This window comes from Mycobacterium sp., from assembly GCF_035506235.1.
Classification (GTDB): Bacteria; Actinomycetota; Actinomycetes; order Mycobacteriales; family Mycobacteriaceae; genus Mycobacterium.
Map to the genome: position 1 here is coordinate 35,094 of NZ_DATJPU010000287.1, position 13,814 is coordinate 48,907.

Sequence of the window (13,814 nt, forward strand, 5' to 3'; positions counted from 1 at the left end):
GCGCAGGTATCGAGGATAGGGTAACTAAACAACTTAGGGCAGCCTGTGCTAATTCAGGGAGGGTTTCGTGGTGCGTGCCCCGGCGTGCTCGGAGGACATCCGTGCGGAGGTGGCCGAGCTGCTCGGCGTCCGCGCCGACACCATCGACCCAGCTGGCAACCTCATCGGGCAGGGCCTCGACTCCATCCGGATGATGACGCTGGCCGGTCGCTGGCGCCGGGACGGCATCGGCGTCGACTTCGCCACCCTGGCCGCCGCCCCCACGATCGAGGCCTGGTCCGCGCTGGTCACCGCCGCCGCGCCGGCGCCGACCGCCGAACATCCCGCCTCGACCGTCGGCGCGGCCGTGCACCCCGGCGACCCGTTTCCGCTTGCGCCCATGCAGCACGCGATGTGGGTCGGGCGCCAGGACCACCAGCAGTTCGGCGGGGTGGCCGGCCACCTTTACGTGGAGTTCGACGGCGGCCCGGTCGACCCGGACCGCCTGCGCGCGGCGGCCACCCGGTTGGCGCGTCGCCACCCCATGCTGCGGGTGCGGTTCCTGCCCGACGGCACGCAGCGCGTCGCGACAGGCGAATGCGGCGACTTCCCCGTCGCGGTGGTCGACCTCCGCGGTGACGGGGCCGACCTTCGTGAGCCGCGGCTGGCGGCCCTCCGCGCCGCCAAATCGCACCAACAGCTCGACGGCGCAGTGTTCGAGCTGACGCTGACGCTGCTGCCCGGCGATCGCTCCCGGCTGCACGTCGATCTGGACATGCAAGCCGCCGACGCGATGAGCTACCGCACTCTGATGGCCGACCTGGCCGCCCTCTATACCGGCCGCGACCTACCCGAATTGGGTTACACCTACCGGGAATACCGCGAGGCGACCGCCCGGCACGACGCGCAACCGCGACCGGCCCACGACGCCGACCGGGACTGGTGGGCGCGGCGCATCCCGCAGCTGCCGGACCCGCCGGCGCCGCCGTCGATCGGCGGCCGAGGCTCGCGCACCAGCACCCGGCGCTGGCACTGGCTGGACCCGGCGACCCGCGACGCGCTGTTCGGGCACGCCCGGGCCCGCGGCGTCACCCCGGCGATGACGCTGGCCGCGGCCTTCGCCGACGCGCTGGCCCGCTGGTCCACCGCGCGATTCCTGCTCAACGTCCCGCTGTTCGGGCGGAGGGCCCTGCACCCCGACGTCGACCTGTTGGTCGGCGACTTCACCTCCTCCCTGCTGCTCGAGATCGACCTCACCGGCAAAGGCACCCCGGCGGCGCGGGCGCACGCCGTGCAGGACGCCATGCGGACCGCCGCCGCCCATTCCGCCTACCCCGGTCTGTCGGTGCTGCGCGACCTCAGCCGCCATCGCGGCACCCAGGTCTTGGCGCCCGTGGTCTTCACCAGCGCGCTCGGCTTTGGGGAACTGTTCTGTGCCGACGTCACAACGCAATTCGGCACGCCGGGATGGATCATTTCCCAGGGCCCCCAGGTGCTGCTCGATGCACAGGTCACCGAGTTCGACGGTGGCGTGCTGGTGAACTGGGACGTGCGCGACGGCGTCTTCGCGCCCGGCGTCATCGACGCCATGTTCGCCCACCACATCGACGAACTGCTCCGGCTGGCCGCCACCGATGACGCCTGGGACGCGGCCGGCCCACCGGCGCTGCCGGAGGCGCAGCGCGCGGTGCGTGAGGCGGTCAACGGCCGCGCCGCCGCGCCGAGCGGCGAGGCGCTGCACGACGGATTCTTCCGCCGGGCCGAGCGGCAACCCGACGCGCCCGCGGTCTTCGCCAGTTCGGGTGACCTCACCTATGCGCAGCTGCGCGATCGGGCGCTGGCGGTGGCGGCGGCCTTGCGGGCGGCCGGGATCGGCGCCGGCGACACCGTCGCGGTGATGGGCCCGAAGACGGCCGAACAGTTGCCCGCGCTGCTGGGCATCCTGGCCGCCGGTGCCGTCTATCTGCCGATCGGCGTCGACCAGCCACGCGACCGCGCGGAGCGCATCCTGAAAACCGGTGGGGTGAGCGTGGCGCTGGTGTGCGGCGGGCAGCCGCTCGTGTTGCCGGTGCCCGCGTTGGTGATTGCCGATGTGCCTCGGGATGCGCCGTCCGGCATTTCGCCCGCGCGAACGGATCCCGCCGGGCTCGCCTACGTGCTGTTCACCTCCGGGTCGACGGGCGAGCCCAAGGGCGTCGAGATGACGCACGACGGCGCCATGAACACAATCGAATTCATCACGCGGCACTTCGGCATCGGCGCCGCCGATCGGTGCCTGGCCCTGTCGACGCTGGAATGCGACATGTCGGTGCTCGACGTCTTCGCCACGTTGCGCGCCGGCGGGGCGATCGTCATGGTCGACGAGGCGCAGCGCCGCGATCCCGACGCCTGGGCCCGGCTGATCGACACCCACCGGGTCACCGTGCTGAACTTCCTGCCGGGCTGGCTGGAGATGTTGGTCGAGGTCGGTCGGGGCAGGCTGTCGTCGCTGCGGGTAGTTCCCACCGGCGGCGACTGGGTGCGCCCCGGACTGGCCCGCCGGTTGCGCGCAATGGCGCCCGGCGTGCGGTTCGCCGGGCTGGGCGGCGCCACCGAAACCGCCGTCCACGCAACCATTTTCGAAGTCGACGGGGACCCGCCGGACGGCTGGACGGCGGTGCCCTACGGCAAGCCGTTTCCCAACATCGCCTGCCGGGTGGTCGGCGAGGGCGGCGCCGACTGCCCCGACTGGGTGCCCGGCGAGCTCTGGGTGTCCGGCCGCGGCATCGCCCGTGGCTACCGCGGGCGCCCCGAACTGACCGCCGAGCGCTTCGTCGCCCACGAGGGCCGGACCTGGTATCGCACGGGCGATCTGGCCCGCTACCGGCCGGACGGCACCCTCGAGTTCATCGGCCGCGCCGATCACCGGATCAAGGTCGGCGGGTATCGCGTCGAGCTCGGCGAGATCGAGGCCGCGCTGCGCCGGGTGCCGGGGGTGCGCGCGGCCGTGGCCGCCCTGGTGCCCGCTCCCGGCGGTGCCGAGGTGCTGGCCGCGCAGGTCTGCCCCGATGGCTCCGCGCTGCCCGCCCGGCGAATTCGCGACTACCTCGCCGATCTCGTTCCCGCGCAAATGATTCCGGCGCACGTGTCGGTAGTGGACCGCATCCCCTTCACCGACGGCGGCAAGATCGACCGGGGCGCCGTCGCCGGCCGGCTCGTCACAGCGGTGGCCGAGCGGTCCCACGGGGCGCCCTCCGAGGCGCCCCCGACGCGGCTGGAACGGGCGCTGTGCCACATCGTGGCCGGGTTGCTCAACCGCGACGCCGACGCGGTGGGCGTGCACGACGACTTCTTTTCCCTCGGTGGCGATTCCGTGCTCGCGACGCAGGCCGTCGCCGGTATCCGGCAGTGGCTCGATTCGCCGGGCCTGATGGTCGCCGACGTCTTCGCGGCCCGGACCGTCGCCACCCTGGCCGCGTTGCTGGTCGGGCGAGAGGCCGACGGCAGCCGACTCGAGCAGGTGGCCGAGGTGTACCTGGAGATCGCGGACATGCCGAGTGTCGACGTGCTGTCCGCGCTCGACGCCCAGCCCCCGCCGCGGGAGTTCGAGCCCTGGGTGAAGCGGTTCACCGGTGGTACCGGGCGCGGCTCGGTGGTGGTCTTCCCCCATGCCGGCGGTGCCGCTGCTGCCTACCGGCCGCTGGCGAAAGCGCTGTTGGCCAACGGTGTTGACGCCTTCGTGGTGCAGTACCCGCAGCGGGCCGACCGGCGGGACCACCCGGCGCCCGGCGGCATCGGTGAGTTGGCGCTCGAGCTCTTCGAGGCGGGCGACTGGGCTTCGGCGGCTCCGTTGAGTCTGTTCGGGCATTGCATGGGGGCGGTGGTCGCGTTCGAGTTCGCCCGCGTCGCCGAGCGCCGCGGAGTGCCGGTGCGCGTGCTGTGGGCCTCCGCCGGGCATGCCCCGTCGACGGTCGCCGCGGATGGGCCGCTGCCGACCAGCGAGAGCGGCGTGCTGGCGGACATGGTGGATCTCGGTGGCACCGACCCCGTGCTCCTGGACGACGAGGAATTCGTCGAACTCCTCGTGACGGCGGTGCAGGCCGACTACCGCGCCCTGAACGCCTACTCCTGCCGTCCGGACGTGCGCATCGGCGCCGACATCCATTCGGTCGGCGGCGACCGCGACCATCGGATCAGCCGGGAAGCCCTGGGCGGCTGGGAAACCCACACCTGCGGCCGGTTCGAGGTGTCGGAATTCGAGGGCGGTCACTTCTACCTCAACGATCACCTCGACGCGGTGGCCCGGCTGGTGAGCGCCGATGTCCGATAACGACCCGGTCGACCCGGTTGTTGTGGTCGGACTGGCGGTCGAAGCGCCCGGCGGGGTGGAAACCCCCGACGATTTCTGGGCCTTGCTGTCCGAGCAGCGGGAGGCGCTGGGCCCGTTCCCCACCGATCGTGGCTGGGCGCTTCGCGAGCTGTTCGACGGCTCGCGGCGGGACGGATTCAAAGCCATCCACAACCTCGGCGGATTCCTCTCGGGTGCAACGACATTCGATCCGGAATTCTTCAGCATCTCACCGCGCGAAGCGACGGCCATGGACCCGCAGCAGCGCGTCGCGTTGCGGGTGGCCTGGCGCAGCCTGGAGAACAGCGGCATCAACCCCGACGACCTGGCCGGCCACGATGTGGGCTGTTACGTCGGCGCCTCGACGCTCGAATACGGCCCCGGTCTCTCCGAGTTCTCCCATCACAGCGGGCACCTGATCAGCGGGACGTCGCTGGGCGTCATCTCGGGACGCATCGCCTACACGCTGGACCTCGCCGGGCCGGCGCTCACCATCGACACCTCGTGCTCGTCAGCGCTGGCGGCGTTTCACACCGCGGTCGGAGCGATCGCGGCCGGCGACTGCGACCTCGCGCTCGCCGGCGGCGTGTGCGTGATGGGCAGCCCCGGCTATTTCGTCGAATTCTCCAAGCAGCACGCGCTGTCCGATGACGGCCGTTGCCGACCGTACAGCGCGCTCGCCAGCGGAACCGTGTGGGCCGAGGGCGCGGCGATGTTCGTGCTGCAGCGCCGGTCCGCGGCCAGGGCCGCCGGGCGTCGCATCCTCGCCGAGGTGCGCGCCAGCTGCCTGAATTCCGATGGGCGCAGCAACGGACTGACGGCGCCCAGCGGCGACGCGCAGCTGCGGCTGTTCCGGCGCGCCCTCGCTCGGGCGAGTGTCGAGCCCGTCGACGTCGGGATGGTCGAGGGGCACGGCACCGGGACCCGGCTCGGTGACCGGACGGAGCTGTTGGCGATGGCGGCCAGTTACGGCACCGCGCCGCCCGGGCGCGGACCGCTGTTGGGATCGGTCAAGTCCAACATCGGGCATGCGCAGGCCGCGGCGGGCGCGTTGGGCCTGACCAAGGTGATCGTGTCCGCCGAACACGCCGCGGTACCTCCGACCCTGCACGTCGACGAGCCGAGCCGCGAAATCTACTGGGAGAGACAGGTTTTGCGGTTGGCGGACAAGCTGACGCCGTGGCAGGCCATCGGGGGATGGCGCACCGCGGCGGTATCCGCGTTCGGGATGAGCGGCACAAACGCCCATCTGATCGTCTCGATGCCCGACACCGCCTCCGGGCGCGGGGTCGCCTGATGGCCCGTAAACGACTGCCCGACGGGCGGATCCCGGTACTGCTCGGCGCCCACGCCGACGAACTGGTCCCCGCGGATGCCCGTGCGATCGCCGACTATCTCGAGCGCTTTCCGGAAACGACTGTGGCGCAGGTGGCCCGGCAGCTGGGCCGGACCCGGCGGGTCCGAAGGTTCCGTGCGGTGGTCCGCGCCGCGGACCGGCCCGAGCTCGTCTGCGGGTTGCGCGCGCTGGCAGCCGGGCGCGAGCATCCGCTGGTCGCCGGCTCGGCGCTGAGTGCGGCGCCCCGACAGGTGTTCGTGGTTCCCGGTCAGGGCGGTCACCGGCCGGGCATGGGCGCCGCCGCCTACCGGACGCTCGGCAGCTACCGGACCGCGGCCGACGGGTGCGCCGCGGCGTTCGAGGCCGCCGGCGTCGAATCGCCGCTGCGCTACCTGACCGCTGACGGCTCCTTGGGCGATTCGCACCGCTTTACCGAGATCGAGGTCCAGGGGGCACAATTCGTCCACGCCGTCGCCCTGGCCGAGGTGTGGCGTTCGTGCGGTGTGGTTCCCGACCTCACCATCGGGCAGAGCCTGGGTGAGGTCGCCGCGGCCGTCATCGCCGGCAGCGTCACGCTGCCGGACGCGGTCGCGGTGGTCGCCGCGCGCGCCGCGGTGGTGGACCGCCTTCCGGGTCGCTACGCGATGGCAACGCTGGGCGTCGGCGCCGAGGCCGCCGGGGCGCTGATCGCGGCCGCCGACGGATGGGTGGAGCTGTCGGTGGTCTACTCCGCCTCGACGGTCGCGGTCTCGGGCGATGGCGACGCGGTGCTGGGCATCGTCGACGCCGTCCGCTCCAGCGGTCGGTTCGCCCGCGAGATCACCGCGGGCTTTCCGGGGCACACCAGCCTGCTCGAGCGGCTGCGCGGCGAATTCCGGCGACGACTGCCCCTCGCGGAATTCGCCGAGGCGCCCGTCCAATTCATCGGCGGCACCACCGGGGACGTGGTGGCGCCGGGCACGCCGTTCGGCGACTACTGGTATGCGAACCTGCGCAACACGGTTCGGCTTGATCGCGCATTCCTGGCGGCAATCCGTTGCGGTGTAAGGTCATTCATCGAGCTGTCCGCCCATCCCGCGCTGCTGTTCTCGATCGGTCAGGTCTTCGAGTCCGACCTCCAAGACGACCCCGCGGTGCTGGTGGGGTCGGCCCGCCGGGACGAGCCGCTGGTCGACGCGCTGTCGGCGAACATCGTCACCGCGGCGGTGGCCGACCCCGGCTACGCCTGGGGGGACCACCTGGACGGCGTGTCCGGTGACGCTGCGCTGCATGGGTTTCCGAACGCGCCGATGCGCGCGATCCCGATGTGGGCGCACCGGGACCCACTGAAGGCGCCGCCTGCTTCGGTCGGACTGACAACTGCCCTCGAGCACTGGGAGCCGGCGTCGCGGTCCGCACCGGTCGCGGGACCTCCGGTGCGCCTCGCGGTGGCCGGTCTCGGTGGTGACGATGCGCCGGCCCGGCGGCTGCGCGCGGCGATCGAGTCCCACCCCGCGACGGAGCTCAGCGCACCGCGGGACGCGGAGGTCGTCGCGGTGATCGCGCCGGCCTTCGACGGCGCCGACGCCGGCCGGGCGGCCGAGACCCTCGCGGGTCTGATCGGCTCCGGTAGGCACGACTATGCATCTGCGCTCGGTCCGCGGTGCCACACGGTCTGCCTGGTCACCGTGGGCGCCGAGCAAGTCACCGATCACGACGCGCCGCCGTCCCCCGGCCCGGCCGCACTGGCCGCGATGCACCGCAGCATCGGATTCGATCATCCCGAAAAGGTTTTCACCCACCTGGACCTGCCGCCGGGGGAGCTGACGCCGGCCGCCGGTAGCGCGGTCGTGGAAGCATTGCTGTCCGGTCGCGGTGCGGCCGCGCTGCGCCATGGCGCGAGCGGATACGTGCTGTGCGAGCGCTCGTTCCGCGATGCGCCCGCGGCATCGCAGTGGCCACCGGACTCTGGCGTGCTCGACGACGTGGTGATCACCGGCGGCGCCGGCGCCCTCGGTCTGCACTACGCCCGCTTTCTCGCCGAGCGTGGTGCGCGGCGCATCGTCCTGCTGAGCCGCCGTCCCGCGAACCCCGACGTGCTGAAGGCCTTGACGGCCCGACACGGCACCCAGCTGGTGTCACCGCCCTGCGACATCACCGATTCGGCCCAATTGTCCTTCGTCGCAGCGGAATACGGGGCTGCGGGCGCCTCGTTGATCGTCCACGCCGCGGGCATCGCCATGTTCGGCGGACTGGCCGGGCTGACAGCGGCCGCGGTCGCCGACACCTTCGCCGCCAAGGTCCGCGGGCTTGCCCACCTGGTCGAGCTGTGGCCGGCACGGCCCGACGCCCGAATGCTGCTGTGCTCGTCGGTGTCCGGGGTGTGGGGCGGCCGGGGACACGCCGTGTACTCGGCGGCCAATCGGCTGCTCGACGTCATGGCCGCCCAGCTGCGCGACGGGGGCAGGCAGTGCATCTCGGTGAGATGGGGCCTGTGGGAGGGCTCGACCGAATCGGGCCGGAGCATCGCGGATTCGGCGGGTCTCGCCGACATCGAGCGGGCCGGCCTGCGCCGGATGGCGCCGCACGCCGCGATCGCGGCGAGCCTGCGGGAGTGGCACCACGACCCGCTGGTGTTCGCGGCGGACGCGGCCCGGCTGCACATGTTTCTGGGGGACGGCGGCCGTTCCGCGCCGCCCGGCCCGCAAGCAACGGAAGTCGCAGCGCACGACCCGGCCGCCACCGTGTCGGTGGTCGATGCGGTGCGCAGCCAGTTGGCGGCCGTGCTCGGAATCGGGCGGCCCGCCGACGTGAACCTCACCGCGTCGCTCTTCGATCTGGGCATGGACTCGATGCTGGCGGTGGACCTGCGTAAGCGCCTCAAACGGATGATCGGCCGGACGGTCTCGCTGGCGACGCTGATGGGCGAAATCACCGGGGAGGAGCTCGTCGAAAAACTCGGGGGCGCCGCCGAGCGCACCGAAACAGCACAGAAAGTGGACATTTCGCGTGACTGACATCGCCGACACCGGCCGGCTCGACGCGGCGCGACTGGAGCTGCTTCGGCGCAGGCTCGCCGAACGAGGTCTCTCGGGGGACACCGAGGACCGCGATGCGCGGGCCGACCGTCAACTCTCCGACGGCCAGGCCCGCATGTGGTTCGTGCAGCTGGCCGACCCCAGTGGCGCGCTGCTCAACGTCTGCGTCTCCTATCGGATCACCGGCGAGATCGACCTCGCCCGGCTGCGCGACGCCGTCAACGCCGTGGCGCGCCGCCATCGCATCCTGCGCACCACCTACACCGTCAGCGACGCCGGCGACCCGCGGCCCATCGTGCACGACGATCTCCGCCCGGGCTGGGCGGAACACGACCTGACCGGCCTGTCGGAGCACGCCCGCCGGCTTCGCCTCGAAGTGTTGGCGCAGCGCGAATTCAGCGCGCCCTTCGACCTTTCCACCGACGCGCCGTTGCGGATCACCGTCGTGCGCACGGCGGCCGAAGAACACGTGCTGCTGCTGGTGGCCCACCACATCGCGTGGGACGACGGCTCCTGGCGGGTGTTCTTCGCCGACCTCGGCAGGGCGTATGGGGGGACCCGGCTGGAGCCCCACCGCCCGCCGGCCCCGGCCGGACCGGACACCAGCGAGGCCGACCTGGACTACTGGCGCGCCGTCATGGCCGATCCGCCCGAGCCACTGGAACTTCCAGGCCCGGCCGGCACCAGCGTGCCGACCAACTGGCGGGCCGCCCGCGCGACGCTGCGGCTGTCCGGCGACACCACCCGGCGGGTGATGGCGACGGCGCGCGACACCAACTGCACCCCCTACATGGTGCTGCTGGCCGCCTTCGGCGCCCTGGTCCACCGCTACACCCACTGCGACGACTTCCTGGTGGCCACACCGGTGCTCAATCGGGGCGCCGGAACCGACGATGCCATCGGCTATTTCGGCAACACGGTGGCGATGCGGCTGCAGCCCCGCGCGACCATGAGCTTCCGCGAGCTCCTGACGTCAACGCGAGACATCGCCACCGGGGCGTTCGCGCATCAGCGGGTCAACCTCGACCGCGTGGTGCGCGAACTGAACCCCGATCGCCGGCACGGCGCCGAGCGAATGACCCGGCTCAGCTTCGGATTCCGCGAGCCCGATGGCGGCGGATTCCGCCCGTCCGGGGTCGGATGCGAGCGCTACGATCTGCGCGGCAACCTCACCCAGCTGCCGCTGGGGTTCATGGTCGAATTCGAAAGCAGCGGTGCGCTCGTCGAGGCCGAGCACCTGCTGGAGATTCTCGAAACCGCCCTGGCACGCCAGATGCTGGATCACTTCGCCGTGCTGCTCGATGACGCCCTGGCCGAACCGGACAAGCCGCTGGCCGGCCTGGCGCTGCTGGGCGAGGCCGACGCCGAGTGGCTGCGTCAGATGTCGCGCGGTGAGGCGTTCGACACCGCGCCCAGGACCCTCGCCGCTCTGGTGTCCGAGCAAGCCGCGCGGACCCCCGATGCCATCGCGGTAGTGTACGAGGGCCGCCGGCTCACCTACCGCGCCATCAACGAGGCCGCAAACCGCTTGGCGCACTGGCTGATCGGGCAGGGGATCGGCAGCGAGGACCGGGTCGCCGTGCTGCTCGACAAGTCGCCGAACCTGGTCGTCACCGCGCTGGGCATCGCCAAGGCGGGTGCGGTGTATGTCCCGGTCGACCCGACCTACCCGCAGGACCGGCTGGAGTTCATCCTCGACGACTGCGACGCGAGGCTGGTGCTGCGCGGGCCCGTGGCTGACTTGGCCGCCCATCGCGCCGACGACCCGACCGACGCCGAACGGGTGCGGCCGCTGCGGCCGGACAACACCGCCTATCTGATTTACACATCGGGAACCACCGGACTGCCCAAAGGCGTCGCGGTGTCGCACCGCCCCGTCGCGGAGTACTTCGTCTGGTTCAAGGGCGAGTACGGGGTCGACCAGACCGACCGGCTGCTGCAGGTCGCCTCGCCGAGCTTCGATGTGTCGATCGCCGAGATCTTCGGCACGCTGGCCTGCGGCGCGCGGATGGTGATCCCGCGCCCCGGGGGACTGAGCGACATCGGTTATCTCACCGCCCTGTTGCGCGACGAGGGGATCACGGCAATGCATTTCGTGCCGTCCCTGCTGGGCCTGTTCCTGTCGTTGCCGGGCGTCAACCAGTGGCGGACGTTGCGGCGGGTACCCATCGGCGGCGAGCCGTTGCCCGGAGAGGTGGCCGACAAGTTCCACGCCACCTTCGACGCGCTGCTGCACAACTTCTACGGTCCGACCGAGACCGTGATCAACGCCAGTCGCTATCCGGTGGAGGGCCCACAGGGCACCCGCATCGTGCCCATCGGCCAGCCCAAGATCAACACCACGATGTACCTCCTCGACGATTCGCTGCGACCGGTTCCGGTGGGCGTGATCGGCGAAATCTACCTCGGCGGAACCCATCTCGCGCACGGGTACCATCGCCGAGCCGGGCTGACCGCGGAGCGGTTCGTCGCCGACCCGTTCAATCCCGGGGCCCGGATGTATCGATCGGGAGATCTGGCGCGCCGCAATGCGGACGGCGACGTCGAGTTCGTGGGCCGCGCCGACGAGCAGGTCAAGATCCGCGGCTTCCGAATCGAACTGGGTGACGTGGCCGCGGCCATCTCGGTCGATCCCACGGTCGGGCAGGCCGTGGTGGTGGTCAGCGACCTCCCGGGACTGGGCAAGAGCCTGGTCGGTTACGTGACCCCCGCGGCCGGCGACGACGGAAGGGACGGGGTGGACCTCGACCGCATCCGGGCCCGGGTGGCGGCGGCGCTGCCCGAATACATGGTGCCGGCGGCATACGTTGTGCTCGACGAGGTTCCGATCACCGCGCACGGCAAGATCGACCGCGCGGCGCTCCCGAATCCCGAGGTCGGTTCCGGTGTCGCGTTCCGCGAACCGCAAACTGCCACCGAGCGGGGCGTTGCCGAACTGTTCGCCGGGCTGCTCGGCCGGGAGCGGATCGGCGCCGACGACTCGTTCTTCGACTTCGGCGGCCACTCCCTGCTGGCCACCAAATTGGCTGCGGCGCTGCGCAACACGTTCGGGGTCAATGTGGGCGTGCGCGAGATCTTCGAACTGGCGACGGCGGCAGGGATCGCCGCACACCTCGACACGCTGGATCGGGATTCGGCCCGGCCGCGGCTGACGGCGACACGACACGACGGGCCCGTGCCGCTGTCGTCGTCGCAGCTGCGCAGCTGGGCCACCTATCGCTTCGACGGCCCCAACGCCGTCAACAACATTCCGTTCGCCGCGGCCTTGCGTGGCCCGTGCGACACCGATGCGCTGGCGGCGGCCGTCACCGACGTCGTGGCACGGCACGAGATCTTGCGCACCACCTACCGCGAAATCGGCAGTGTGCCATACCAGATCATCCACCCGCCCGCCGCGGTGCCGGTGCGGCGCGCCGACGGACCCGACGAGCGCTGGCTGCGGGCCGAACTGGACAACGAGCGCCGCCACGTCTTCGATCTCGAGGGCGATTCGCCGATTCGCGCCGCGCTGCTCGGCATTCCGGGCCAGGCCGTGCTGTCGTTGGTCGTGCATCACATCGCCGGTGACCACTGGTCCGCCGGGGTGCTGTTCACCGATCTGCTCACCGCCTACCGGGCCCGCGGCGGCGGGCAGGCGCCGTCCTGGGAGCCACTGGCGGTCCAGTACTCGGACTACGGCCGGTGGCAGGCTGCGCTGCTGGACGACAGCGCGGGCATCGCCGGCCCGCAGCGTGACTATTGGGCCCGCCAACTCGAGGGCTTGCCGACCGAAACCGGTCTGCGCCTGGACTTCCCGCGCCCGGCCGCGCTGAGCGGTGCCGGCGACGCCGTCGAGTTCAGTCTCGGGTCGGCGACCCGCGAGCAGGTGGCCGCCCTGACCCGCGATCTCGGCGTCACCGAGTTCATGCTGCTGCAAGCCGCCGTCGCGGTCGCGCTGCACAAGGCCATTGGCAGCACGGACATCCCGATCGGCACCCCGGTGGCCGGCCGCAACGAATCCGAGCTCGACCGGCTGATCGGGTTCTTCGTCAACATCCTGGTGCTGCGTAACGACCTGGGCGGAGACCCGACCCTGCGCGAGGTGCTGCAGCGGACCCGGGAGATGGCGCTGGCCGCGTACGCCCACCAGGACCTGCCGTTCGACCAGGTGGTGGACGCGGTCGGCCCGGCGCGGTCGCTGTCGCGCAATCCGCTGTTCGACGTGGTGGTGCACGTCCGTGACCAGTTGCCGCGGGACAACGTCATCGCCAGCGGCCCGGCCGGTGACACCACTTTCAGCGCGCTGGAGCCGACCTTCGACGTCGCGCACGCCGACATGTCGGTCAACTTCTTCGCCACCGATCGCGGCTATCGCGGGCACATCATCTTCCGCCCCGAACTCTATAAGCGCAGCACCGCGCGCCGGTTCGCCGAGTGGCTGGTCCGCGTCGTCGGGGCGTTCGCCGACCATCCCGACCAACGACTGAGCCAGGTGCAGATCGCCGGCGCGCAAGAGCGACAACGCATTCTGAACCGATGCAACGCGGGCGACGTCGTGGCGCGGGTATACCTGCTGGACGCCCGGCTGCATCCCGTCCCGGCGGGCGTGGTGGGCGACGTCTACTGCGGCGGCGGTCCGGCCGTCGTCGGTCGGCTGGCAAGCGCCTCGCTGACCGCGACCCGTTTTGTCGCCGATCCCTTTGCCGCGCAACCTGGTTCGAGGCTCTATCGCACCGGCGAGCGCGGTGTGTGGGATGACGACGGCCAACTCGAGCTGCTGGCCGGAACGGCAACGCCGGCGCAGGCGACGCCGGCCCCCGGCCGGGCCGAACCGGCCGCCACCGCCACTGAGCGCGCGCTGGCGGCCATCCTCGCCGACGTGCTCGACGCCGGGGAGGTCGGGCGCCACGACGACTTCTTCAACCTCGGCGGGGACAGCATCGTCGCGGTGCGGGTGGCCGCGCGGGCGCGAGACGCCGGAATGCCGCTGACCCCGCGGATGGTCTTCGAGCATCCCGTGCTGCACGAGCTGGCGGCCGCGCTCGACGCCAAGTCGGACGCCGAAACCGGTTCGCCGGACACGCATCACGCGCCGATGAGCACGTCGGGACTTCCCGTCGACGAACTGGCGACCCTCACCTCGTCCTGGGGTACCCCGCCGTGACCCGGGCCGAAG

4 protein-coding genes are annotated in these 13,814 nt (G+C 71.7%); all 4 read left to right on the forward strand.

Features of this window, described 5'->3' with window-relative positions; genetic code table 11:
• The first annotated feature begins 67 nt into the window (after window positions 1–67).
• Genes VMD50_RS27130 through VMD50_RS27145 form a run of 4 tightly spaced genes read left to right on the forward strand, consistent with a single transcriptional unit; the run spans window position 68 to window position 13,802 of the window.
• On the forward strand, window positions 68–4,288 hold the full coding sequence (locus VMD50_RS27130; RefSeq protein WP_325432605.1) for a non-ribosomal peptide synthetase: 4,221 nt from the start codon (window positions 68–70) through the stop codon (window positions 4,286–4,288).
• Complete coding sequence (locus VMD50_RS27135) at window positions 4,278–5,603, forward strand: beta-ketoacyl [acyl carrier protein] synthase domain-containing protein (protein WP_325432607.1); 1,326 nt, start codon at window positions 4,278–4,280, stop codon at window positions 5,601–5,603. Before VMD50_RS27130 ends, VMD50_RS27135 begins: the two co-directional genes overlap by 11 nt.
• Window positions 5,603–8,638, forward strand: a complete 3,036-nt coding sequence (gene mbtD / locus VMD50_RS27140) for a mycobactin polyketide synthase MbtD (protein WP_325432609.1) — start codon at window positions 5,603–5,605, stop codon at window positions 8,636–8,638. The genes VMD50_RS27135 and mbtD overlap by 1 nt, the downstream gene beginning before the upstream one ends.
• A complete protein-coding gene (locus tag VMD50_RS27145) occupies window positions 8,631–13,802 on the forward strand; it encodes a non-ribosomal peptide synthetase (RefSeq protein ID WP_325432611.1) in 5,172 nt (1,723 codons plus the stop codon). Before mbtD ends, VMD50_RS27145 begins: the two co-directional genes overlap by 8 nt.
• Window positions 13,803–13,814: the final 12 nt, after the last annotated feature.